Source organism: Kitasatospora sp. NPDC059599 (genome assembly GCF_042735125.1).
Lineage (GTDB): Bacteria > Actinomycetota > Actinomycetes > Streptomycetales > Streptomycetaceae > Kitasatospora.
This window is the reverse complement of record NZ_JBHWCL010000156.1, coordinates 1-23,146: the sequence shown is the minus strand read 5'-3', so window position 1 is coordinate 23,146 and position 23,146 is coordinate 1. Positions and strand designations below refer to the sequence as shown.

The 23,146-nt window shown below is 73.7% G+C and carries 20 protein-coding genes and 1 riboswitch; of the genes, 11 read left to right on the top strand and 9 right to left on the bottom strand.

Annotated elements, in window-relative coordinates; genetic code table 11:
- Positions 1-175 precede the first annotated feature (175 nt).
- Complete coding sequence (locus ACFV04_RS36415) at positions 176-1,171, bottom strand: peptidoglycan DD-metalloendopeptidase family protein (protein WP_380535220.1); 996 nt, start codon at positions 1,169-1,171, stop codon at positions 176-178.
- A gap of 2 nt (positions 1,172-1,173) precedes the next feature.
- Positions 1,174-1,356, bottom strand: a riboswitch (cyclic di-AMP (ydaO/yuaA leader).
- Between the two features lie 314 nt (positions 1,357-1,670).
- Here ACFV04_RS36415 and ACFV04_RS36410 point away from each other — a divergent pair.
- Entirely contained in the window at positions 1,671-3,206 is a 1,536-nt protein-coding gene (locus tag ACFV04_RS36410; protein ID WP_380347527.1) for an MFS transporter, read from the top strand.
- 40 nt (positions 3,207-3,246) lie between these two features.
- Here the strand turns inward: ACFV04_RS36410 and purB are convergent, their stop codons facing one another.
- A complete protein-coding gene (purB, locus tag ACFV04_RS36405) occupies positions 3,247-4,677 on the bottom strand; it encodes an adenylosuccinate lyase (protein ID WP_360258037.1) in 1,431 nt (476 codons plus the stop codon).
- 118 nt (positions 4,678-4,795) lie between these two features.
- Between purB and ACFV04_RS36400 the strand changes: the two genes are divergently transcribed.
- Positions 4,796-6,949 (top strand): HelD family protein, encoded by a 2,154-nt coding sequence (locus tag ACFV04_RS36400; protein WP_380535218.1) that lies wholly within the window; start codon positions 4,796-4,798, stop codon positions 6,947-6,949.
- 115 nt (positions 6,950-7,064) lie between these two features.
- Here the strand turns inward: ACFV04_RS36400 and ACFV04_RS36395 are convergent, their stop codons facing one another.
- The 3 genes from ACFV04_RS36395 to ACFV04_RS36385 all read right to left on the bottom strand — a co-directional run bounded on the left by ACFV04_RS36395 (position 7,065) and on the right by ACFV04_RS36385 (position 8,793).
- Positions 7,065-7,520, bottom strand: coding sequence for a MarR family winged helix-turn-helix transcriptional regulator (locus ACFV04_RS36395; RefSeq protein ID WP_380347525.1), 456 nt, complete (start codon positions 7,518-7,520; stop codon positions 7,065-7,067).
- A 104-nt stretch (positions 7,521-7,624) separates the two neighbouring features.
- A complete protein-coding gene (locus tag ACFV04_RS36390; RefSeq protein WP_360258030.1) occupies positions 7,625-8,041 on the bottom strand; it encodes a DUF3037 domain-containing protein in 417 nt (138 codons plus the stop codon).
- Entirely contained in the window at positions 8,038-8,793 is a 756-nt protein-coding gene (locus ACFV04_RS36385; RefSeq protein WP_380347524.1) for a HipA family kinase, read from the bottom strand. The genes ACFV04_RS36390 and ACFV04_RS36385 overlap by 4 nt, the downstream gene beginning before the upstream one ends.
- Positions 8,794-8,988: 195 nt before the next feature.
- On the opposite strand from ACFV04_RS36385, the gene ACFV04_RS36380 reads away from it, so the two are divergent.
- Positions 8,989-10,347, top strand: a complete 1,359-nt coding sequence (locus tag ACFV04_RS36380; protein ID WP_360258025.1) for an NAD(P)/FAD-dependent oxidoreductase — start codon at positions 8,989-8,991, stop codon at positions 10,345-10,347.
- A 214-nt stretch (positions 10,348-10,561) separates the two neighbouring features.
- Here the strand turns inward: ACFV04_RS36380 and ACFV04_RS36375 are convergent, their stop codons facing one another.
- Both ACFV04_RS36375 and ACFV04_RS36370 read right to left on the bottom strand, forming a co-directional pair.
- Complete coding sequence (locus ACFV04_RS36375) at positions 10,562-11,764, bottom strand: GDSL-type esterase/lipase family protein (RefSeq protein ID WP_380535215.1); 1,203 nt, start codon at positions 11,762-11,764, stop codon at positions 10,562-10,564.
- A gap of 228 nt (positions 11,765-11,992) precedes the next feature.
- On the bottom strand, positions 11,993-13,330 hold the full coding sequence (locus ACFV04_RS36370; protein ID WP_380347522.1) for an aminotransferase class I/II-fold pyridoxal phosphate-dependent enzyme: 1,338 nt from the start codon (positions 13,328-13,330) through the stop codon (positions 11,993-11,995).
- A gap of 34 nt (positions 13,331-13,364) precedes the next feature.
- Between ACFV04_RS36370 and ACFV04_RS36365 the strand changes: the two genes are divergently transcribed.
- From ACFV04_RS36365 to ACFV04_RS36340, 6 genes are all read left to right on the top strand, one after another.
- On the top strand, positions 13,365-14,033 hold the full coding sequence (locus ACFV04_RS36365; protein ID WP_360258018.1) for a pyridoxamine 5'-phosphate oxidase family protein: 669 nt from the start codon (positions 13,365-13,367) through the stop codon (positions 14,031-14,033).
- A gap of 14 nt (positions 14,034-14,047) precedes the next feature.
- Positions 14,048-14,752 carry an FMN-binding negative transcriptional regulator gene (locus ACFV04_RS36360; protein WP_380535213.1) on the top strand — a complete coding sequence of 235 codons (705 nt, stop codon included), beginning with the start codon at positions 14,048-14,050 and terminating at the stop codon, positions 14,750-14,752.
- 128 nt (positions 14,753-14,880) lie between these two features.
- Positions 14,881-16,293, top strand: coding sequence for a sugar porter family MFS transporter (locus ACFV04_RS36355; RefSeq protein ID WP_380347520.1), 1,413 nt, complete (start codon positions 14,881-14,883; stop codon positions 16,291-16,293).
- Between the two features lie 57 nt (positions 16,294-16,350).
- Positions 16,351-17,052, top strand: a complete 702-nt coding sequence (locus tag ACFV04_RS36350) for a dienelactone hydrolase family protein (RefSeq protein WP_380535211.1) — start codon at positions 16,351-16,353, stop codon at positions 17,050-17,052.
- Positions 17,053-17,160: 108 nt separating this feature from the next.
- A complete protein-coding gene (locus ACFV04_RS36345; protein ID WP_380535210.1) occupies positions 17,161-18,429 on the top strand; it encodes an MFS transporter in 1,269 nt (422 codons plus the stop codon).
- A gap of 98 nt (positions 18,430-18,527) precedes the next feature.
- Complete coding sequence (locus ACFV04_RS36340) at positions 18,528-19,085, top strand: HAD domain-containing protein (protein WP_380535208.1); 558 nt, start codon at positions 18,528-18,530, stop codon at positions 19,083-19,085.
- On the opposite strand, the gene ACFV04_RS36335 is transcribed toward ACFV04_RS36340, so the two are convergent.
- Both ACFV04_RS36335 and ACFV04_RS36330 read right to left on the bottom strand, forming a co-directional pair.
- On the bottom strand, positions 19,063-19,851 hold the full coding sequence (locus ACFV04_RS36335; protein WP_380535207.1) for a CPBP family intramembrane glutamic endopeptidase: 789 nt from the start codon (positions 19,849-19,851) through the stop codon (positions 19,063-19,065). The two genes, ACFV04_RS36340 and ACFV04_RS36335, sit on opposite strands and share 23 nt — an antisense overlap.
- A 105-nt stretch (positions 19,852-19,956) precedes the next feature.
- On the bottom strand, positions 19,957-21,462 hold the full coding sequence (locus tag ACFV04_RS36330) for a glutamate--cysteine ligase (protein ID WP_380347516.1): 1,506 nt from the start codon (positions 21,460-21,462) through the stop codon (positions 19,957-19,959).
- Positions 21,463-21,846: 384 nt separating this feature from the next.
- Here ACFV04_RS36330 and ACFV04_RS36325 point away from each other — a divergent pair, with 384 nt between their 5' ends.
- Positions 21,847-22,419, top strand: coding sequence for a hypothetical protein (locus tag ACFV04_RS36325; RefSeq protein ID WP_380535205.1), 573 nt, complete (start codon positions 21,847-21,849; stop codon positions 22,417-22,419).
- A 419-nt stretch (positions 22,420-22,838) separates the two neighbouring features.
- On the top strand, positions 22,839-23,030 hold the full coding sequence (locus ACFV04_RS36320) for a DUF5999 family protein (RefSeq protein WP_030256473.1): 192 nt from the start codon (positions 22,839-22,841) through the stop codon (positions 23,028-23,030).
- The last annotated feature ends 116 nt before the right edge of the window (positions 23,031-23,146 follow it).

The window sequence follows — 23,146 nt, the reverse complement described above, 5'->3', positions numbered from 1 at the left end:
GGGCTCGGGCGGGAGGTGAATCCCGCGAGCCGGGCCGGCCTGGGCGTGTCCCGCGCCCATGTCCACTGCACGGCGATCATCCGGTCGAGCGGTCACCCGACATGACCATCCCGGAGGACCGATTCGCTCCGCGGCAGTGGTGGTTCCTGAAACCCTGGACCTGATCCCCGGAGGGTCAGAGCGCGACGCCGTGCGCGCGCAGGTAGGTGACCGGGTTGATGTCCGAGCCGTACTCCGAGCCGGTGCGGATCTCGAAGTGCAGGTGCGGGCCGGTCACGTTGCCGGTGGCGCCGGAGAGGCCGATCTGCTGGCCGACGGTGACGGTCTGACCGATCTTCACGCCGATCACCGAGAGGTGCGCGTACTGGGCGTAGTGGCCGTCGGCGAGCTTGATCTCGACCTCGTTGCCGTAGGCGCCGCCGTTGCCGGCCTTGACCACGACGCCGTTGGCGACGGCGCGCAGCGGGGTACCGGTGGAGGCGACGAAGTCCTGGCCGGTGTGGTGGCCGGAGGCCCACATCGAGCCGGCCACACCGTAGGCCTCGCCCAGCACCGGGTTGGCCAGCGGCGCGACGAAGCCGGAGGTGGCGGCGACCGGAGCGGCGGTCACGGCCTTGGCCGGAGCGGCGGTCTGAACCTGGGTCTGCACCGGGGCGGCGGGCTTGGCGGCCTCGGTCGTGACCTTGACCTGGGTCTGCGGCTTCACGGGGGCAACCGGGGCCACCGGGGCGGCCGGCTTGGCCGGGGCGGCGTCCGCGGACGGCGCGGCGGCCGGCGCGGCAGCGTGGCCGGCGAGGGTGAGCTGCTGACCCGGGAAGATCAGGTTCGGGTTGGCGCCGACGACCGAGCGGTTCTGCTCGTACAGCGCGTGCCAGCCACCCTCGACGTTCTTGACGTCGGCAATCTTGGACAGGGTGTCACCACTGACGACGCGGTAGCTCTCGGACGTGGCGGCCGCGGCGGCCGGAGCAGCCGGAGCGGCCTTCTCGGCCGGCTTGGCGGCGGCGACAGGCGCCACGGCGGCGGGCGCGGCCGGGGCAGCGGGGGCGGTGTGGGCCTGGGCGCTCATCGCGGTGACGAGCGGGAGGGCGAAGGAGACACCGGTGACGGCAGTGGCGATGCCGATGCGGGCGGCGCGGGGCAGGACGATACGACGAGCCTGAGCAGGCATGGAAGTTTCCTCTCCGACGCCTGCGAGGTGAGCTGTCGGGTTCGGGCTGGAGTTGCCCGGCCGCATGTGCGGCTTCACCCCGAGCCGGCCCTGGACGCCCGCGCTCCGAAAAGCGCGAACTCCGGTCCGGCGACTTACCTGTGGGTCCCCCGCTCCTGCCGTACAGAGTTCAGATCGAACCACCGGGCAGCGGCAGGACTCGGCGTTCCACCCGGCGGATCCGTCCGGACTGGCCGGGCGGTCGCTGAACTAAAACCCATCCGTTCGGGTGAAGCAATGTCGATCTCTTGAAGCCGCAACGATCCCTCCTGGGTGCGGTGACCCTCCGAATGATCCCCAGCACGGTGCGTACACCATCCATTCACCCCGAGCCACTGCTCCGCGACCCTGCGCCGAAGTCGGCCACAGCGCGCAGTCGACCGCTCACACAGCGCCCCCGCCGCCGACACACCACCGGTGAGCCTTGTCACGTACGCCCCACGGGGCGGAGGATCGGGCCGTGGCCACCTCCGAGGCCGGCACCCTGCGCCTGGGCACCGCGCAGGGTCGCTGGGTACTACTGGCGACGGTGCTCGGCTCCAGCATGGCGATGCTCGACGGCACCGTGGTGAACGTCGCCCTGCCCCGGATCGGCGCCGACCTCGGCGCCTCCCTGGCGTCCCTGCAATGGACGCTGAACTCCTATCTGCTCACCCTGGCGGGCCTGATCCTGCTCGGCGGCGCGCTCGGCGACCGGTACGGCAGGCGCCGGGTCTTCCTGATCGGCGTGGTCTGGTTCGCCGTCGCCTCCGCGGCCTGTGCCGTCGCACCGAACATCCAGGTGCTGATCGCCGCCCGCGCCGTCCAGGGCATCGGCGGGGCGCTGCTCACCCCCGGCTCGCTCGCCATGCTCCAGGCGGTCTTCCACCCCGACGACCGCTCGACGGCGGTCGGCCTCTGGTCCGGCCTCGGCGGGGTGTCGGCCGCGGTCGGCCCCTTCCTCGGCGGCTGGCTGGTGGACGGCCCCGGCTGGCGCTGGATCTTCCTGCTGAACCTGCCGCTCGCGGCGGCCGTGATCGCGGTCTCCACCCGGTCCGTGCCGGAGAGCCGGGACGAGAGCGCCTCCGGCCGCTTCGACGCGCTCGGCGCGGTCCTCGCCGCGCTCGCCCTCGGCGCGATCACCTACGCCCTGACCGCCGCCGGCGAGGGCGTGTCCGCCGCGGTCTGGATCAGCGGCGTGCTCGGTGTGGTGCTCGGCGCCGCCTTCGTGGTCGTCGAACGCCGCACGCCCGTGCCGATGCTGCCGCTCGGCCTGTTCTCCTCCCGGCTGTTCACCGCCGTGAACCTGGTCACCCTCTGCGTGTACGCGGCGTTCAGCGGCGTCTTCTTCCTGCTGGTGGTGCAGTTGCAGATCGTCGCCGGGTTCTCCCCGCTGGTCTCCGGCTTCGCGCTGGTGCCGATCACCGTGCTGATGCTGGCGCTGTCGGCGCGCGCCGGGCGCCTGGGGAAGCGGATCGGCCCGCGGATCCCGCTCACCGTCGGCCCGCTGCTGTGCGCCGCCGGCGTGCTGCTGATGCTGCGGATCGGCGCCGACTCCTCCTACTGGACGGACGTGCTGCCCGCCGTCACGGTGATGGGCTGCGGGATGACCCTGCTGGTCGCACCGCTGACGGCCACCGTGCTGGCCGCCGTCGAGGTCCGGCACGCGGGCATCGCGAGCGGGGTCAACAACGCCGCCGCCCGGGCGGCCGGTCTGCTCGCGGTGGCCGCACTACCGGCGCTGGCCGGGCTGAGCGGCGACGCCTACCGGGTGCCGGCCGAGGTCGACGCCGCCTTCCACACCGCGATGCTGATCTGCGCGGGCCTGCTGGTCGGCGGCGGGCTGATCGCCTTCGCCACCGTCCGCGGCAACGTGCTCGACCCCGAGGACCACCCGGTGGCCGAGCCGGACTGCGAGTGGAACTGCGGCACCACCCCGCCGCTCGACCCGGGCCACGTCCGCACGCACGAGGGCCCTGCCACCGGTCCGGCGGCAGGGCCCTCGCCCGAGAGCTGACGCTGCGTCACATCAGCGGCGCGTCAACGGATGCGGCACCTCAGAGGATGTCGCCCGGCGCGTACTTGGCGGCCTCGGGGTAGGCGGCCGCGACGGCCTCCACCCGGCGGACCACCTCGGCGACCTGGGCGCCGGCCGCACCGGTGAAGGAGAGCTTGTCGGCCAGCAGCGCGTCCAGCGCGGCCCGGTCGAGCGGGATCCGCTCGTCGGCGGCCAGGCGGTCCAGCAGCTCGTTCTCCCGGGCGCCCGCGCGCATCGCCAGCGCGGAGGCGACGGCGTGCTCCTTGATGACCTCGTGCCCGGTCTCCCGGCCGACGCCCGCGCGCACCGCGCCCATCAGCACCTTGGTGGTGGCGAGGAACGGCAGGTAGCGGTCCAGTTCGGCCTCGATCACGGCAGGGAAGGCGCCGAACTCGTCGAGGACGGTCAGGAAGGTCTCCAGCAGGCCGTCGAACGCGAAGAAGGCGTCCGGCAGCGCGACCCGGCGCACCACCGAGCAGGAGACGTCGCCCTCGTTCCACTGGTCGCCGGCCAGCTCGCCGGTCATCGAGGCGTAGCCGCGCAGGATGACGGCCAGGCCGTTGACGCGCTCGCAGGAGCGGGTGTTCATCTTGTGCGGCATCGCGGAGGAGCCGACCTGGCCCTCCTTGAAGCCCTCCGTGACCAGCTCGTGGCCGGCCATCAGGCGGATGGTCTTGGCCAGGCTGGACGGCGCGGCGGCGAGCTGGACGAGGGCGGTGAGCACCTCGAAGTCCAGCGAGCGCGGGTAGACCTGGCCGACGCTGGTCAGCACGTTCTCGAAGCCGAGGTGCCCGGCGACCCGGCGCTCCAGCTCGGCCAGCTTCTCGGTGTCGCCGCCGAGCAGGTCCAGCATGTCCTGGGCGGTGCCGACCGGGCCCTTGATCCCGCGCAGCGGGTAGCGGGCGATCAGCTCCTCCAGGCGGCGGAAGGCGACCAGCAGCTCGTCGGTGATCGACGCGAAGCGCTTGCCCAGGGTGGTGGCCTGCGCGGCCACGTTGTGCGAACGGCCGGCCATGACCAGCTCGGAGTGCTGGGCGGACAGCTTGGCCAGGCGGACCAGGACGGCCACGGTGCGGTCGCGCACGTGCTCCAGCGACTGGCGGATCTGCAGCTGCTCGACGTTCTCGGTCAGATCGCGGGAGGTCATCCCCTTGTGGATCTGCTCGTGGCCGGCGAGCTCGCTGAACTCCTCGATACGGGCCTTCACGTCGTGGCGGGTGACCCGCTCACGGGCGGCGATCGAGCCGAGGTCGACCTGGTCGATCACCCGCTCGTAGTCGGCGACGGCGGTGGCCGGCACCTCGACGCCGAGGTCCTGCTGGGCCTTCAGGACGGCGAGCCACAGGTGGCGCTCAAGGACCACCTTGTGCTCGGGGGACCACAGCTGGGCCAGGGTCGCCGAGGCGTACCGGGAGGCCAGGACATTGGGGATCTGGGGCTTCGCGCTCACGCTTCGCAAGAGTAACAGCCGAGGTCACGCCGAACGTCGGCGGATGGGGTAGGCTCGGCCGATTGAGCGCCCATCATACGGGTTGCCAGAACCTTCTCGCCGCAAGGATACCACATCAATGAACGGACTTCCAGCGACCGCAGGGCACTCCGGCGACGCCTTCGCCGAGGCCCTGCACACCGAGCAGGCCCGACTCACCACCCTCTACGCCCGGCTGGACACCGTCCGCGAACGGGCTCACCGCACCGCCGACGGCGCCCACGACGGCGCCGGGCCCGGCGGCACCCACCAGGCCCGGCTGGAACGCGCGGTGCGCGCCCGCGAAGCCGCCCGCCACGCCGCCCGGCTCGACGCCGTCGAACGCGGCCTCTGCTTCGGCCGCCTCGACGAGCGCGACGGCACCGTCCACTACATCGGCCGCACCGGCCTGACCGACGAGGCGTACGAACCCCTGCTGCTCGACTGGCGCGCCCCCGCCGCCCGCCCCTTCTACACCGCCACCCCCGCCGACCCCGGCCCCGTCGTCCGCCGCCGCCACCTGCACACCCGCGGCCGCACCCTCACCGGCCTGGACGACGAGGCGCTCGACCTCGCCGGACTGGACGACTCCGGCCGGCGCGGGCTCGTCGGCGAGGCCGCCCTGCTCGCCGCCCTCGGCCGCGAACGCACCGGCCGGATGGGCAGCGCCGTCGCCACCATCCAGACCGAGCAGGACCGGGTGATCCGCTCCCCGCTGCGCGGCGCGCTCGTCGTCCAGGGCGGGCCCGGCACCGGCAAGACCCTCACCGCCCTGCACCGCGCCGCCTACCTGCTGTTCACCCACCGCGCCGCGCTGGAGCGCCGCGGCGTCCTGGTGATCGGTCCCAACCCGGACTTCCTGCGGTACATCGACGAGGTGCTGCCCGCCCTCGGCGAGGCCGAGGTGGTGCTGCGCACCGTCGGCGAGCTCCTCCCCGGCATCGCCGCCACCGGCAGCGACGCCCCCGCCGCGGCCGTCGCCAAGGGCGGCCCCTGGATGGCGGGAGTCCTCCGCCGCGCCCTCGCCGCCCACCAGTCGGCCCCCGCCGACGGCCTCGACCTCGGCGAGGGACTGGCCGTCTCCGCCCGGGCCTGCGCCCAGGCCCGGGACGCCGCCCGCGGCCTGCGGATCCCGCACAACCGGGCCCGCGCCTTCTACCTGCGCACCCTGCTCGACGCCCTCGCCATCGCCCAGGCGCTCTCCCTCGGCCGCCCGTACGACGAGGAGGAGGCGCACCACGCCCCGCGCGAACTGTGGGCCCGGGCGGACGTCCGCGCCGCCCTCGACCCGCTCTGGCCCCTGCTCACCCCGCAGCAGCTGCTCGAACGGCTGCTGGGCGACGTCGAGTTGCTCGCCGAAGTGGCCCCCGAGCAGGCCGCCGCCCTGCTCCGCCGACCCGGCTCGCCGTGGACGGCCGAGGACGTCCCGCTGCTGGACGAAGCCGCCGAACTCCTCGGCGAGGACGGGCCGTCCGCCCCCTACACCGCCCCCGCCACCGCGGAGGAGACCGACGAGGAGTCCGAACTCGCCTTTGCCCAAGGAGTGTTGACCATCACCGGGCAGACCGACGACGCCCTGCTGGACTCCGCCGCGCTGGCCGAACGCTTCCGGGACGACGGCCCGTACCGCTCCACCGCCGAACGCGCCGCCGCCGACCGCACCTGGGCGTACGGCCACGTCGTCGTGGACGAGGCGCAGGAACTGTCCGCGATGGCCTGGCGCGCCGTCCTGCGCCGGGTGCCGTCGTGTTCCCTGACCATCGTCGGCGACCTCGCCCAGACCGGCTCCCCGGCCGGCGCCCGCAGTTGGGCCGGGATGCTCGACCCGCACCTGCCGGGCCGCTGGCGTGAGGAACGGCTGACCGTCAACTACCGTACGCCGGAGCCGATCATGGCCCTCGCCGCAGCCGTCCTGCGCACCACCGAGCCCGGCATGCGGCCGCCCGAGTCCGTCCGGCCCGGCAGCGAGCACCCGCGCGCGGTCCCCGTCCCGGACGGCGACTTCGCCGCCGCGCTCGCCCGTCTGCCCGCGGCCGCGGGCACCACCGGCGTCATCGCACCGGACGGCCTGGCCGAGGAGCTGGGCGCGCTGACCGTCACGGCCGCCAAGGGCCTGGAGTTCGACGCGGTCGTGGTGGTCGAGCCGGCCGCGCTCGCCCCGCGCGACCGCTACGTCGCCCTCACCCGGGCGACCCGCGCGCTCACCCTGCTCCACCACCGACCGCTGCCGCCGGAACTCGCCGAACTGCTCTGACCGGCCCCGCACCCGCCCGAACCGCTCGGCACCGGCCCGAACGGCTCGGGACGGCTCGGAACCGGTCCGGGAGCAGCGGACCCGACCGGCACCGACGGCACCGGCGGCGCGGAACCTACTGCGCGCCGCCGGTCCGGCCGGCCAGCACCGGCAGGACCTGCCCGCAGATGGAGTGCAGGGCGATCCGCTGCTCGTCGGTCATCGCCTCGAAGGCCTGGTGGGTGCGGCTCATCTCGCCGCGGATGCGGTTGAGGATCTCCCGGCCCTCCGCGGTGATCACCACGATCTTCACCCGGCGGTCACCGGCGGCCGCCGCCCGGTTGGCCAGGCCCAGCGACTCCAGCCGGTCCACGATCCCGGTGACGTTCGACGCGTCGCAGCCCAGCCGCCCGGCCAGCGCGCGCATCGGCACCGGCTCCTGCACCGCGCCCAGCGCCTTGGCCTGCGAGGAGGAGAGCCCGTGCCGGGCCGCGGCCGCCGCGAAGTCCTGGAAGTACGCGGCGCCCACGGCGGCCAACGCCTCCATCAGCTCGGCGTTGGTCGGTACGGTCGTCGTCGCTGTCGAACCCATGGGGTCAGGGTACGACCAGGTGCTTCAGCAACTCAAGCTTTGACCGGGGCAACCGTCGGGGAGCCACCTCACACCCCGCCCGCCGGCCCGCTCCGGGCCTCCGCTCAGAGCACCAGCTGGTCGAACAGCCGCCGCAGTTCCGCGTCCGGGTCGGCGGTCAGTCCGGTGTGCACCGGCCCGGGCTGGACGATCGCGCTGCGCGGCGCGGTCAGCCACCGGAACCGCTGCCCGGGGCTGTCCCCGGCCGCCGGACCGGCCTGCGGGCCGCCCGCGCAGACCGCCTCGATCCCGTGCAGCGCCCGCCGCACGCCCTGCACGTCCACCACCGGGTCCAGCGCCAGCAGGCGCGCCTGGTCCAGGTGCGTGCGCGCCGCCAGGTGCGAACTCTGCCGGCAGTACAGCAGCACCCCGACGTTGACGCACTCGCCGCGCTCGACCCGCGGCACCGCGCGGATCACGGCGTACTCGTAGTCGTGCAGCTCGACCGCGACCGGCAGCACGTGCGTCGACGGATCGGTCATGCGGGCACCTCCGGCAGCCAGTCGCGCGGACCGGCCAGTCGCCCGGTCAGCTGGGAACGGTACGCGGCGCGCACCTCGTCGGGCGAGTCGAAGCCGAACTCGTCCATCAGCCAGACGTCGGGGATCTGCGCCACGGCCGCCTCGACCGCCGCCTCCGCGAGAGGCGCGAGTTCCTTGTCGGCCGCCCCCAGGTCCGGCCGGGCACCCAGCAGCGCATGGTCCGAGGCGTCGTACGGGCGGCGCACCCAGCCGGCCGCGCCGGGCCAGTTGTGGTGGAAGATCAGGCTCGCGCCGTGGTCGATCAGCCGCAGCCCGCCGGTCGCCACCAGCAGGTTGGGGTTGCGCCAGGACCGGTCGACGTTGCCGATGAACGCGTCGAACCACAGCACCCGGCCCGCGAGTTCGGGATCGACCTCGAAGCAGAGCGGGTCGAAGTTGAGCGCACCGCTGACGAAGGCCATCCCGAGGTTGGTCCCGCCGCTGGCCCGCATCTGGTCCTGGACCTGGTGGTCCGGCTCGCTGCGCGCGAGCACCGGGTCCAGGTCGACGGTCACCAGCTCCGGCACCGGCAGCCCGAGCCGCCGTCCCAGTTCCCCGGCCAGCACCTCCGCGACCAGGGCCTTGCGCCCCTGCGCCGCACCGACCCATTTCAGCGCGTAGAGCCGACGATCATCGGCCTCGACCAGGCCCGGCATCGAGCCGCCTTCTCGCAGTGGCGTCACGTACCGGATCGCCGTCACCTCGGGTAGCACGCCCACAGCCTATCGGTGCCGCCACCCCTTCTCCCCCACCACGGCGCAGCGACCACCCGCGCCCCCGCCGCACCCCCTCTCTCCCTCCTCCTCTCCCCCCTCCTCCCTCATCCGCCCCACCCCGGTGGCAGCCCCCGCTGCTCCGTGCGAGTGTGGCGGACAGTAATGGGGACCTTCACGGCAAAGGGATGAGCGATGGAACGACCTCGGATCCTGATCGTGGGCGGTGGCTTCGCCGGACTGGAGTGCGCCCGCCGCCTCGAACGCAAGCTGTCACCCTCGGAGGCCGAGATCTCGCTGGTCACGCCGTTCAGTTACCAGCTCTACCTCCCCCTCCTCCCGCACGTCGCCGCCGGCGTCCTCACCCCGCAGTCCGTGGCCGTGTCCCTGCGCCGCTCGCTGCGCCGCACCCACATCGTCCCCGGCGGCGCCATCGGCGTGGACCCGGCCTCCCGGGTGTGCGTGATCCGCAAGATCACCGACGAGGTGGTCGCGCAGAAGTACGACATCCTGGTCCTCGCCCCCGGCAGCGTCACCCGCACCTTCGACATCCCGGGCCTGACCGACTACGCCCGCGGCATGAAGACGCTCGCCGAGGCGACCTACGTCCGCGACCACGTGATCGCCCAACTCGACCTCGCCTCGGCCACCCTGGACCAGCGGGAGCGCGAGTCCCGGCTGCAGTTCGTGGTGGTCGGCGGCGGCTACGCGGGCACCGAGACGGCCGCCTGCCTGCAGCGCCTGACCACTGCCGCCACCCACCGCTACCCGCGGCTCGACGCCCGGCAGATCAAGTGGCACCTGATCGACATCGCGCCGAAGCTGATGCCGGAGCTCGGCGACGCGCTCGGCCAGGCGGCCCTGGAGGTCCTGCGGGGGCGCGGCATCGAGGTGTCGCTGGGGGTCTCGGTGGCCGAAGTCGGCGCCGAGTCGGTCAAGTTCACGGACGGCCGGGTGCTCCCCAGCCGCACCCTGATCTGGACGGCCGGGGTGGCCGCGAGCCCGCTGATCGGCACGCTGGACGCCGAGACGGTGCGCGGCCGGCTCGCCGTGACGGCGGAGATGCGGGTGCCGCAGTTCGAGGGCGTCTTCGCGCTCGGCGACGCCGCCGCCGTGCCCGACCTGGCGAAGGGCGACGGCGCGGTCTGCCCGCCGACCGCCCAGCACTCCGCCCGGCAGGGCCGGGTGGTGGCGAACAACGTGATCGCCTCGCTCCGCAACCAGCCCCTGGAGCCCTACTACCACAAGGACTTGGGCCTGGTGGTCGACCTGGGCGGCAAGGACGCGGTCTCCAAGCCGGTCGGCGTGGAGCTGCGCGGGGTGCCCGCCCAGCTGGTCGCCCGCGGCTACCACATGATGGCGATGCGCACCAACGTGGCCAAGTTCCGGGTGGGTGCCAACTGGCTGCTCAACGCGACCGCCGGGGACGACTTCGTCCGCACCGGTTTCCTGGCCCGCCAGCCCGCCCGGCTGCGTGACTTCGAGTACACCGACGCCTATCTGACGAAGGATCAGGTTCGGGCCCACGCCCAGTCCCTGCTCGCCAAGGGCTGACCCCGGCGTCCCCGCGGCGCGTCCCGGCCGGCGCGACCCGACCGGGACGACGACCGCTCCGACCGGCGCACCGGCCACCACGCCGCCGACGCCCCGGCGCCCCCGCGACCGATTCCGCGGGGGCGCCGAAGCACGCGCCGGCAACCTACCGGCACCGCGGCCGCCCGGCACCACAGCCGGCCGGCACCCGGTCACCGCCGGGCTCACCGCATCGTCACCGCGCGGTCAGGTACATCCCGCTCGTGTCCTGCCCGGCCGTGTTGCGGCACGCGTAGTCGCCGCTCGGGCGCCCCCACAGCAGGGTCAGGCAGCGCCCGACCGCCTGCTGGCCGTAGTAGTTGGGGTGCATCGACTCCTGCAGCGCGCCCTGCGTGGAGTTCAGCCCGCCGTCCAGGAAGCGCGCCCACTCACTGGTGGTCGCGGACGGGCCGGAGCTCGCGGTCGGCTGCTTGGTGGCCGTCGAGCAGACCTCCCGGCCCTGCAGCATGTCCGACAGGTCCAGGAACTGCGCCCTCTTGGAGGCGGCGACGCCGGCCAGCGCCTGGGAGATCTGCGGGACCATCGAGTCGCGGGCCCAGTCGGCGTCCCCGTCCCAGAACGGGCAGCCGCCGGTGTTGGAGCGGGTCCAGCCGCTCTCCGGGTACCGCATCTCCGCGCCGCGCGGGATCGGCGACGGGTAGGACTGCAGCACCAGCCGGTAGTCCGACTGGGCGTAGCCCGCGTCGGCCATCACGGCGCGGACCTCGTCGACGGCCTTGCCGACGCCGGCCATCGCGGCGGGCATCTTGTCGTCGATCTGGGACTGCGCCGAGTCGTGGCAGTACGAGTACCAGATCAGGTAGTCCTGCACGCAGGTGGAGATGATGTCGGCGAAGCCCAGGTCGTTGCCGCCGATCGACAGGGTGATCAGCTTGACGTTGTTCTGCCGTGCCACAGCGGCGAGTTGGTCGGCCTGCGGGGCCTCGCCCTTGAAGGACTGGCCGCCGTTGGAGGCGCGGAAGACGTTGGCGGCGACGGCGCCGGAGCAGGCCAGGTCGATCTCGTTCTGGGCGCCGGTCGAGGCGCTGAGCACCTCGGCGACGTCGGAACGGTCGCAGCCGCTCGCCGCCGTGGCGCCGTAGACCCGCGAGGGGTCGTACGAGCTGCCGGTCCAGGCGCGGTCGCTGCCGTTGCGGCTGCCGCTGGTACCGGCCGAGTTGCCCTTCCAGCGGCCGGCCTCGCCGGAGATGTAGCTGTCGCCGAGCGTGACGCTGGCGGTGGGGCCGGAGGGTACGGCGGCCGGGGCGGCGGGGGCCGCGGAGGCCGGTGCGGCGACGGCCAGACCCGCGGCGGCGAGCGGGAGGGCGGCGGCTGCGGCGAGCAGCCGCCGTCCGAGTCGAGGCGCGCTGCGGGTGATGCTCGAACTGTTTTCGGGCACGGCGGAACTCCTGCGGCTCGGTCTCCCCGTGGCATGGGGAACGGGAAGACGCCTTGGTGAGGGTGGGCCGCCGGCCGGTGGCGCGATGAAGATGACATGCCCCCGCCTGTTACCGCTAGGTATCTGCAGCAGGTTTCCGCTTTTGTTACCGCCGGGTTCAGACCAGACCGGCAACCGGATCCCGGGATGCCGCCTGCGATTCACACCGGCCACAGGACTCCCCGGGCGTCACACCAGCCGCGATCGGCCCCCGTCCGCCCCCAGCACCGCCGCCAGGTCCTCCGCCAGCGCCCGGGCCTGCTCCGGCTCCAGCCGCGCCGTGGTGAACCGCAGCCCGGGCGGCGACTGGATCCGGTACCGCGCCCCGGGCGCCGCGACCCAGCCGCGCTGCACCAGTGCCGCCAGCGCCGAGGTCTCGTCCGGCACCGGCACCCAGACGTTCAGCCCGCTCCGGCCGTGCGCCTCGATCCCGCGCGCCGCCAGCTCGCCCAGCAGCGCGTCCCGCCGGGCCCCGTAGGTGGCGGCCACCCGCGCGACCGGCGCCGCGTCGGCGCGCCACAGCTCGGCAACGGTGCGCTGCAGCAGCTCGCTGACCCAGCCGGCGCCCAGCCGCAGCCGTCCGGCGACCCGTCCGATCGTCTCCGCGTCACCGACCGCCACCGAGACCCGCAGGTCGGGCCCGTACGCCTTGGCGGCCGAACGCACCACCGCCCAGTGCCGCGACCCGGCACCGACCAGCGGGTGGTACGGCTGGTCGACCATGCCGTGCCCGTGGTCGTCCTCGATCAGCAGCACCCCGGGGTGCTCGGCCAGGACGGCCTTCAGCTCCTCGGCCCGGCGTGCGGTGAGCGCCGCACCGGTCGGGTTCTGCGCCCGACTGGTGACCACCACCGCCCGGGCACCCTCGGCCAGCGCCGCCGCGAGCGACTGCGGCAGCGGCCCCTCGTCGTCCAGCCGGACGGGCAGCTGCCGCAGGCCCATCGCGGGCAGCAGGTCGAGCAGGCTGCCCCAGCCCGGGTCCTCGACGGCCACCGCGTCGCCGGCGCGCAGCCGGGCGCCGAGGATGCGCTCGACGGTGTCGAGCGAGCCGGAGGCGACGACGATCGGTCCGCCGGGCAGGCCGTCGGCCTCGAAGGAGGCGCGGGCGAGCGCCAGCAGGTCCGGGGCGACGGCCGGGTGTCCGTAGAGCACCGGTTCGGCGCGGGCGGCCGCGGCGGCGGCAGCGAGGGCGGGTCCGAGGTCGGGCAGCAGCGCCGGGTCGGGGTTGCCGGTGGAGAGGTCCCGGGCGTGCGGGGGGACGGGGATGCTGATCTGGTCCCGCGGGACGAGCGCGGGCCTGGGGAGGATCCTGCTGCCCTTGCGGCCGGCCGTCTCGATCACGCCGCGGTCGCGCAGCAGGCGGTAGGCGGCGGCGACGGTGTTGGGGTTGACGCCGAGTTCGGCGGCGAGGTCGCGCAGCGGGGGCAGCGCGGTTCCGGGGGCGAGCATTCCGCTGCTCACGCCCTGCTCGATGTGCGCCGCGATTTCGCTGGCGCGTCGCCCTTTCAGCGGATAGTCTCCTAGCACAAAGACGATTATGCACTAGTACATAGAGGTTGTCATGTCAGACGCCCCGGAAGGCCCGCCGACCTACTCCCGCACCCCCAGGACCACCCCCACCCGCTACAAGGACCGGGCCACCTGGGAGCAGGCGGAGATCCACGCCATCCTCGACAGCGCCTACGTCTGCCACCTCGGCTTCGTGGCCGACGGCGCCCCCGTGGTCCTGCCGACGATCTACGCCCGGGTCGGCAGCCGGCTCTACGTCCACGGCTCCACCGGCAGCCGTCCGATGCGCGGTGCCTCCGGCGAGCAGGGCATGCCGGTCTGCGTCACCGTCACCCAGGTCGACGCGCTGGTGCTGACCAAGTCCGCGTTCAACCACTCGGTGAACTTCCGCTCGGTCGTCGCCCACGGCACCGCGCACCAGGTCACCGACCCCGAGGAACTGGACGTCGCACTGGCGGCCCTGGTCGACCACGCGGTCCCCGGCCGGTCCGCCGAGGTCCGCCCGGCCAACGCCAAGGAGCTCGCCGCGACGGCCGTCCTCCGCCTGGAGCTGGACGAGGTCTCCGCCAAGACCCGCGCGGACGACGCCGACGACGACCCGGAGGACGCCGACCTGCCGCACTGGTCCGGCCTGATCCCGGTCACCACCGTGCACGGCACCCCCGTCCCGCACGACGGCACCGCACCGCTCCCCGCGCACCTGCGCCGCTACCCCCACTGACGAGGAACACCCCGATGCTGATCAGATCCTGGGACCGCGGCGACGAGGACGAGTGGCGCGCCTGGCTCGCCGAGGGCCGCGACTTCGGCCTGCTCGCCGCCAACGGCGCCCCCGGCGAGGGCCCGGTGCTCGTCCCGACGCACTTCCTGCTGGACGTCGAACACGGCGAGATCCTGCTCCACCTGGCCGCGCCCAACCCGCTGCTGGCCGCCGTCCGGGCCGACCCCAAGGTCACCCTCGCGGTCACCGACGGCTACGCCTTCGCCCCGGGCCACTGGCGCGGCGCCCCGGGCACGCCGACCAGCTACTACGCCTCGGTCCACTTCCACTGCACCGCCGAGGTCGTGGAGTCCGCGGCCGGCAAGGCCGAGATCCTCAACCGCCAGCTGGCGCACTTCCAGCCCGAGACGCCGGAGGTCCGGGTGGTGCCCGGCAGCGGGGAGCTGGCCCGTCAACTGCCCGGTCTGCGCGGACTCCGGCTGACCGTGGACGAGGTGCGGGCCAAGTTCAAGTACGACGACAAGAAGCCCGCCGAGGCGCAGCACGCGATGGCCGACCGCCTCGCCGAGCGCGCCGACGACGGCGGGCGCGGCCGCGACCAGTACGCCGCCGCCCGCACTCAGCTGCTCCGCCGTCACCAGCGGCGCACCACCGCACCACCGGCCGGCGACGCCCGCACCGCCACCCGGCGCGCCGTCGCGCCGCGCGCCGCCGACTGACCCCGCGTCACCCGATCGGCCCCGGAATCGGCCCCGAACACGGGCAGGGCGGGCCTGGCGCTGCTCGAATGTGAGGCGAGCCCTGCCCACTCGCCGTCAGAGCGGGCCCGTCCTCCCCGGGAGCGCGCGTGTCCTCAGTCAACGGCCGGCGGGTGTCCGGCGAGGCTCACCTCGGCCACGTGATCTTCATTTCGGCGGCCGCCGCCATGGGCGGATTCCTGTTCGGCTACGACAGCGCGGTGATCAACGGCGCCGTGACGGGCATCCAGAAGCACTTCGAGGTGGGCCACGGCACCACCGCCTTCGTGGTGGCGATCGCGTTGCTGGGCTCGGCGGTCGGCGCGGTGATCGCCGGCCGGCTCGCCGACCACCTGGGCCGGGTGCGCACGATGCTGCTGGCCGCCGTGCTGTTCGCAGCCAGCGGCATCGGCTCGATGTTCCCGCCGAACATCGAGGCCCTCGCCACCTGGCGCGTGGTCGGCGGCATCGCGATCGGCATCGCCTCGGTGATCGCGCCCACCTACATCGCCGAGGTCGCGCCGACCGCCTACCGCGGCCGGCTGGCCTCCTTCCAGCAGATGGCGATCGTGCTCGGCATCACCGTCTCCCAGCTCGCCAACTGGGCGCTCAACCAGGCCGCCGGGGGTGAGTCCACCGGCCACCTCGGCGGCATCCAGGCCTGGCAGTGGATGCTCGGCGTGGAGACCATCCCCGCCCTGGTGTACGGCCTGATGGCGCTCGCCATCCCGGAGTCGCCGCGCTTCCTGATCGCCGACCACCGCGAGGAGCAGGCCCGCACGGTGCTGGTCGAGGTCGAGGGCGAGGGCGTGGACCTCGACTCCCGGGTGGCGGAGATCCGCGCGGTGCTGGAGTCCTCCCACAAGCCCCGGATCAAGGACCTGCTCGGCGGCCGCTTCGGGCTGCTGCCGATCGTCTGGATCGGCATCGGCGCCTCGGCGTTCCAGCAGTTCGTAGGCATCAACGTGATCTTCTACTACTCGTCCTTCCTCTGGCAGTCCGTCGGCATCAACGAGTCCAACTCGCTGCTGATCAGCCTCTCCACCTCGATCGTCAACGTGATCGGTACGGTGATCGCGATGGTCCTGGTGGACCGGATCGGCCGCAAGCCACTCGCCCTGGCCGGCTCGATCGGCATGGCGGCCGCGCTCGGCACCGCCGCCTGGGCGTTCTCCTTCCGGCAGGGCACCGGCGACTCCGCGACCCTGGACAACACCCACGCGGTCGTCGCCCTGATCGCCGCGCACGTCTTCGTGTTCTGCTTCGCCTTCTCCTGGGGCGTCGTGGTCTGGGTCCTGCTCGGCGAGATGTTCCCCAACCGGATCCGCGCGCTCGCGCTGTCCGTCGCCGCGTCGGCCCAGTGGATCGCCAACTGGGCGATCACCGTCAGCTTCCCGGACCTCGCCGACTGGAACCTCTCGGCGACGTACGTCATCTACGCCTGCTTCGCACTGCTCTCCATCCCGTTCGTGGCCTTCTTCATCAAGGAGACCAAGGGCCGCGCCCTGGAGGAGATGGGCTGACCCCGCCCGTCCCCTCGAACCCCCGCCGCTCGCGGCCCGACCCACGGAGAGGAATCCATGCCTGACCAGGGCAGCTCCCGGCAGAACGTCACCTTCCCGAGCAACGGCCGCACCGCGCACGGGTACCTGGCCCACCCGCCGCAGGGCGCCGGGCCCGGTCTGGTGGTGGTGCAGGAGTGGTGGGGGCTCACCTCGCACGTCGCCACCGTGGCCGACCGCTTCGCCGCCGAGGGCTTCACCGTCCTCGCCCCCGACCTGTTCGGCGGCGCGACCACCCACGACCCCGCCGAGGCGGCCGGGCTCAAGCGCGAACTCCCCGTCGAGCGGGCCGTCGAGGACCTCGCCGGGGCCGTCGACCACCTGCTCTCACTGGACGGCGTGGTCGGCGACGCCGTGGGGGTGGTCGGCTTCTGCATGGGCGGCGGTTTCGCCCTGCTGCTGGCCGCCCGGGCCGGCGACCGGGTGGCCGCCGTGGTGCCCTTCTACGGCCTCCCGCCCGACCCCGACTTCGACTACCGCGGCCTGACCGCCCACGTCCTCGGCCACTTCGGCGAACTGGACGGCTCGATCCCGATGGCCGCCGTGGACGAGGCCGCGATCCGGATCGGCGAGGCCACCGACGTCCGCCCCGAGATCCACTTCTACCCGGCCGGTCACGCCTTCATGAACGACCAGGACCTGCTCGGCACGTACGACCCGCTCCAGGCCGGGATCGCCTGGAGCCGCACCCTCACCTTCCTCCGGGGTCACCTCGGCTGAGCCGACCGGCCGGCCCGCCGGGTGCCGTCCTGGCCACCCGCTGCGGGCCGGACCGTCAGGTGCGAAAACCCGATGGACACCTGTACGGACTCCCGCCATAGTCGCCGGGTGCCCACCCCACCCACGCGCCCGCGCCGATCCTCCTGGGCGAGCCGCAACTTCCGCATCCAGACCGCCGCCACGGTGATCAGTGGCCTGGGCAACGCCGGCGCCCCCATCGCCACCGCCTTCGCCGTCCTCGGCAACGGCGGCTCCACCACCGACGTCGGCTACGTCACCGCCGCCCGGCTGCTGCCCACCGTGCTGCTCCTGGTCCTCGGCGGCGCCCTCGCCGACCGGCTGCCCCGCCACCGGATCATGGTCGCCGCCAACCTGTTCAGCGGTGCCTCCCAGGCCGTGCTGGCCGCCCTGGTCCTGGCCGGGAACGCGCAGCTCTGGCAGCTGCTGCTGCTCTCCGCCGCCGGCGGCGCCGGCTACGCGCTCTACTCCCCCGCCTCCGGCGGCATGATCATGCAGGCCGTCCCCGAGGAGCACGCGGCCCGCGCCTTCTCGGTCTTCCGGATGGGTCAGAACGCCTCCCAGATCGGCGGCGCAGCCCTCGGCGGAGCGCTCACCGCCGCCGTCGGCCCCGGCTGGGTGCTCGCCCTGGACGCCCTGTGCTTCCTGGTCGCCGCCGCACTGCGCTTCTTCCTGGAGCCGGAGAAGTCCCCCGCCCCCTCCGGCGGCAGCATGCTGCGGGACCTGCGCGAGGGCTGGCAGGAGTTCGTCTCCCGCCGCTGGCTCCGGGTGATCGTGCTGCAGTTCTCCGTCCTGGTCGCCTGCGTCGGCGCGGTCGAGTCGGTGTACGGGCCGGCCGTCGCCGAGGAGCGGCTCGGCGGCGCGGGCGCCTGGGGCCTGGTGATGTCCGCCTACGGCGTCGGCCTGGTGGTCACCGGCCTGCTGATGGCGCGCTGGCGGCCCCGCCGGATCCTGCTGGTCGGCAACTGGGGGGTGTTCCTGTTCGGCCTGCCCGCACTGGCCCTGGCCGCCGCGGTGCCGCTGCCGCTGCTGGTCGCCGCGATGTTCCTCTCCGGCGTCGGCGTCACCGTCTTCGGCGTCAACTGGATGGTCGCGCTCCGGCAGGAGATCCCGGAGGAGATGTTCTCCCGGGTCTCCGCGTACGACGAGCTGGGCTCCTACTCGCTCGCCCCGGTCGGCACCGCGCTGGCCGGCCCGGCCGCCGTGGCGCTCGGTCTCGGCGGCGCGCTCTGGACCTGCGCCGTCGCCTGCCTGGTGCTCAGCGCGGCGGTCCTGCTGGAGCCGCAGGTGCGCCGGTTGAGCCGCCGGAGCAGCACCGACGCACCGGTGCCCGCCACCGAGCCCGTGCCCGCACCGTGAGCGCCCCGTGCGCCCCGCGTGCGCCTGACGGTGGGCAACCAACGGGACGGGTGGGTCGTCCGAGAGGGTAGGAAACACCACCGCTCGGGGGGCCACCGGTGCCGAAGCCACTGCTGTTCCTGGACGTCGACGGGGTGCTGAACCCCGTCTGTCCCGATCCGGACGCCGGGTTCGACACCCACGCTCTGTTCGGCTACTCCGTCCTGCTCTCCACCCGGCACGGCGCGTGGCTGCGCGAACTCGCCGGGACGTACGAGCTGGTCTGGGCCACCACCTGGGAGGAGCACGCCAACACCCACGTCGCCCCGCTGATCGGTCTGGACCCGCTCCCGGTGGTCCGCCTCGCCGGCTACGTCCCGCAGCCCGGCGATCCGCGCGTCCCGTTGATGGAGCTGTTCTCCGCCGCGAAGTGGGCCCCGCTGCTGCGCTACGCCGGGGGCCGCCCGTTCGCCTGGGTGGACGACGTGATCCCCGCCCGGCTGGTCCGCAGGTCGCTCTGGCGCCGCGACCGCCTGCTGCTGCCGATCGACCCCGGCCAGGGCCTGGAGCGCCGGCACGTCGACCGCCTGCTGGCCCGCCCGCCGCGCCGCCGGGCCGTCCCGGCCAAAGGCCGAGCTCCCGAGGACGGGGCGGTCAGGCGGTCGGCAGCCAGCTGACGTGACCGGCGAGCAGCGCGTACCCGACGAAGGCCACCGTGTCGATCAGCGCGTGCGCCACCACCAGCGGCATCACCCGCCCCCAGCGCCGGTACAGCAGGCAGAACACCGCCCCCATCACCATGTTGCCGACCAGCCCGCCGACCCCCTGGTACAGGTGGTACGAGCCGCGCAGCACCGAACTGGCCACCACCGCGGCCGGCCAGGACCACCCCCACTGCCCCACCCGGCGCAGCAGGTAGCCGAGGACGACGACCTCCTCCAGGATGGCGTTCTGCCAGGCCGACAGCACCAGCACGGGCACCCGCCACCAGACGTCCGGCAGCCCCGAGGGCGCCACCGTCAGGTTGTACCCGGCCGCCTGCGAAGCCAGGTACAGCGCCAGCCCGGACCCGCCGATCGCCGCCGCGACGGCCGCACCCCGGCCGAGGTCGCGCAGCTTCTGCCCGAGGTCGAAACCCAGCACCTTCAGCGTGACGCCCTCGCGCACCAGCAGGTAGCCGACCAGTACCACCGGCATCAGGCCGCGCCCGATGTAGTACAGCTGCCAGACCAGGTCCAGCCAGGGCCGTCCGGGCGCCCGCGAGCCGTTCAGCGTGGCGACCTGCTGGCCGAGCTTGATCGGCTCGGTGAGCGAGCCCGCGAAGCTGATCAGCGCGCCGATCCCGCTGGCCCCGAGCGAGAGGCCGAGGACGATCAGCAGCTCCGCCCCGAGCTGACGGCGGGTGGGCTGCGCGGCCTGCGGCTCGGTCGGGACTGCGGTCACGGGGGCTCCAGCGGACGGGCGGTCGCTCCGGCCGTCGGCCGACCGCCGGAGCGATCATCCTGACACAGCGGCCCGGTCACCCGACCGGCCCGGTGCGTGCGGGGCTCAGCCGACCGGCCAGGTGTGCACCGGCTCCCCGCCGCGCATGTGTTCGGCGTAGCGCCGGGTCATCGCCGCGAGCGCCGCGGGCCGGTCCATCCCGTAGTGCTCGCGCAGCCGGTGGAAGGTCGCGCTCTGCCAGGCCGCGCCGTTGGTGCGGCGCAGGCAGCGCTGCTCGATGATGCCCAGGTAGCGGTCCCGGTCGGCCGGCTCCACGCCCCAGGCGTCGAGGCCCTGGTAGGCCATCGGCAGCAGCTCGCCCAGCACCAGGTCGACGGCGGACACCGTCTGCAGGCCGCTGCCGCGTCCGGCTCGTCCGGGGCGCGGCCACTGGAACACCGCGTCGATGCCGTACCGGGCGCCCTGCCGGAAGTTCTCGTCCGCCCGCTCGAAGGGCAGCCGGGTCCAGACCGGCCGGGGCTGCTCGGCGAGCACCCGCACCAGCCCGTAGTAGAAGGCGGCGTTGGCCAGTGTGTCGGCCACCGTCGGCCCGGCCGGCAGCGCCCGGTTCTCCACCCGCAGGTGCGCCACCCCGCCCGAGACGTCGTAGATCGGCCGGTTCCAGCGGTAGATGGTGCCGTTGTGCAGCCGCATCTCGGCGAGCTTGGGCGCGCCGCCGGAGGCCAGCACCTTCAGCGGGTCCTCGTCGTCGCAGATCGGCAGCAGCGCGGGGAAGTAGCGCAGGTTCTCCTCGAACAGGTCGTACGCCGAGTCCACCCAGCGCTCGCCGAACCAGGTGATCGGGCGCACGCCCTGCGCCTTGAGCTCCGCCGAACGGGTGTCGCAGGCCTGCTGGAAGAGCACCGGGCGGGTCTCCCGCCACAGCTCCCGCCCGAACAGGAACGGGGAGTTCGCCCCCAGCGCGAGCTGCGGCCCGCAGAGCGCCTGGGCCGCGTTCCACACCGAGGAGAAGCGCTCCGGGGTCACCTGGAGGTGCAGTTGCAGCGAGGTCGCGGCAGCCTCGGCGACCATGGTGATGGACTCCAGCTGGAGGTGTTCGACGCCCTCGATGTCGAGTGCGATCTCCTCCCCGCGGGCGGCCAGGATCTGGTCGCTGAGCAGGGTGTACCGCTGGTTGTGGCTCATCGCGTCGAGCCCGGTGTGGCCGTGCTCCAGCGTCGGCAGGATGCCCACCATGACGATCCGGGCGCCCGCTTCGGCGGCCCTCCGGTCGGCGTAGCGCAGCCCGGTGTCGATCTCCTCGCGAAGTTCCTCGAAGACGTGCCCGCAGAGCCGGTGCGGCGTGATGTTGACCTCGATGTTGAACTTGCCCAGCTCGGTCTGGAAGTCGCTGGAGCCGATCTCGCTCAGCACCTGGGCGTTGTTCATGGCCGGCAGGCCCTGCTCGTCGGCGAGGTTGAGCTCGATCTCCAGTCCCATCACCGCCCGCGGCCGGTCGAAGCGGTCCTCCCGCAGCATCCGCCCCAGCGCCTCCTGACAGGCCTGGAGCTTGCGCCGGTACAGCTGCCGGTCCGCCAGATCCGCCCGAGTCGCCACGACCTTCTCGCCCACGGTCCCCTCCTCCTGAGACACCCCGTTGAGCCACCCGGCCGACCGACCGTGCAAGCATCATGCCCACCTCGAAGATCGATACCCGAATGCTTGTACTGGCTTGCAATGCAAGGCATCTGACGGAATTTCAGACCATCTGCAGACTTGCCCGGCGCCACGGCCTGTGATAAACAGATCACCCTGCGCTTCTGTTCGATGGAATTCGCACACAGCGCGCCGGCCGGAACGTTCCCGCCCCGAAGCCCTCGTCGAGGGCGGCGACCGCGCCGGCACCGCGATCCTGCACAACCGGACCCGGCCAGCCCCCGTCACCGATGACGCGCCGCGCCATGCCGGTATGCCGCACTCGCAACGCCGATCTCGCTTGGAGAGGCGGACCCCGCCATGACTCTGCAGACCCCACAGCCCCCGCCGAGCGCCCTGCGCGCGGTCCTGGGCGCACTCGACTCGGAGACCGCGCTGCGCCAGCCCGCCGCCGCAGCGCTGCGTCGTCCGGCCGGCACCCTGGTCCCCGCGCATCCGCTCGCGGTGCACGTCCTGGACGGCCCGCGCCCCGAGCTCCCCGCCGCCCGCCGCACCGGGTGGCGCTTCCTGGTCAAGGACGGCGCCGACGTCGCCGCCGCCGCCGAAGTGGTACAGGCCGTCGAGGGCCACACCTTCTCCCACTTCACCGCCGGCCCCTACCTCGACTCGACGGTCCGGGCGCTGCGCGAGGCCTGGCAACTCACCCAGAGCTCCCGGATCCGCCGGCAGCCCCGGCTCCTGACCTTCCCGGGCCAGTACGCGACGGCGCTCTGGCTGCACAGCCCCGACACCGGCCCGGCCGGCGACCTGCTGATCCCGCTCGCCCCCGCCCCGCTCGGCGTCACCGCCCACCGCGCCTACCCCGCCGCCGAGCTGCTGCCGCTGCTCGCCCGGGCACCGCTCGCCAGGCCGCTGCTGCTCGGCACCTCCTGAACCACCCGCACCCGCACGGGCCGCCGGACCACCCGCCCGGCGGCCCTCCGCCGTGTCCGCACCTCCCGCGCCCGGGGAACGTCACCCGAACAGAGAGCACTCGAACGGGGCATCCGCCATGGCCTGATCGGGCCATCCCCCGGCTGACCCACCGGTGCGCGTTCTCCCCCCGGCCCCACCTGAACGGGTGATCTATGCGCGGGAGTTGTGGCGCGTGTCACGAAATGCCTGCGCGCACGTCCGCAGATGCCGACACTGGGAACCAGCGTGGAAGGACCACCTGTCCTACCCACTTGAGCGCCGGTCAACACCTGGTCGGCGTGCGGACAGGATCCGGCTACCGCGGCGGCCCCCGGGACGGCACGACCTCCGGCGACCGCACCACGGGGAGGATCGCAGAGCGAAGCGAGGGTACGCGTATGTGCCAGCACCGTCCTGAGTGCCCGTCGGCCGAATCCGAGGACCGCGAGGCGGCCGTGTCGGTGGCCTGCCACCCGGAGCAGGGCTGGAGCCTGCTCTGCAACGGCGTCGTGCTCTTCGAGGACACCGGAGAGTTGCTGCCGGACGGCAGGGTGATCGCCCCGCGCCGCCCCGTCGCCCACGCGGCCTGACCACCGGCCCGACCACGAGACCGCCCGACCACGCGACCGGCCGGCCACACCACCGCGCGGCCGGCCGAGCCGTCACGGTACGGGCAGGGCCCCGGCGGAGAGTTCCGCCGGGGCCC

Excerpts from the sequence above, each read along its gene's own strand:
- ACFV04_RS36415 (WP_380535220.1), bottom strand. The coding sequence starts at position 1,171 with ATGCCTGCTCAGGCTCGTCGTATCGTCCTGCCCCGCGCCGCCCGCATC.
- ACFV04_RS36400 (WP_380535218.1), top strand. The coding sequence starts at position 4,796 with ATGAACGGACTTCCAGCGACCGCAGGGCACTCCGGCGACGCCTTCGCC.
- ACFV04_RS36395 (WP_380347525.1), bottom strand. The coding sequence starts at position 7,520 with ATGGGTTCGACAGCGACGACGACCGTACCGACCAACGCCGAGCTGATG.
- ACFV04_RS36390 (WP_360258030.1), bottom strand. The coding sequence starts at position 8,041 with ATGACCGATCCGTCGACGCACGTGCTGCCGGTCGCGGTCGAGCTGCAC.
- ACFV04_RS36380 (WP_360258025.1), top strand. The coding sequence starts at position 8,989 with ATGGAACGACCTCGGATCCTGATCGTGGGCGGTGGCTTCGCCGGACTG.
- ACFV04_RS36365 (WP_360258018.1), top strand. The coding sequence starts at position 13,365 with ATGTCAGACGCCCCGGAAGGCCCGCCGACCTACTCCCGCACCCCCAGG.
- ACFV04_RS36360 (WP_380535213.1), top strand. The coding sequence starts at position 14,048 with ATGCTGATCAGATCCTGGGACCGCGGCGACGAGGACGAGTGGCGCGCC.
- ACFV04_RS36350 (WP_380535211.1), top strand. The coding sequence starts at position 16,351 with ATGCCTGACCAGGGCAGCTCCCGGCAGAACGTCACCTTCCCGAGCAAC.
- ACFV04_RS36325 (WP_380535205.1), top strand. The coding sequence starts at position 21,847 with ATGACTCTGCAGACCCCACAGCCCCCGCCGAGCGCCCTGCGCGCGGTC.
- ACFV04_RS36320 (WP_030256473.1), top strand. The coding sequence starts at position 22,839 with ATGTGCCAGCACCGTCCTGAGTGCCCGTCGGCCGAATCCGAGGACCGC.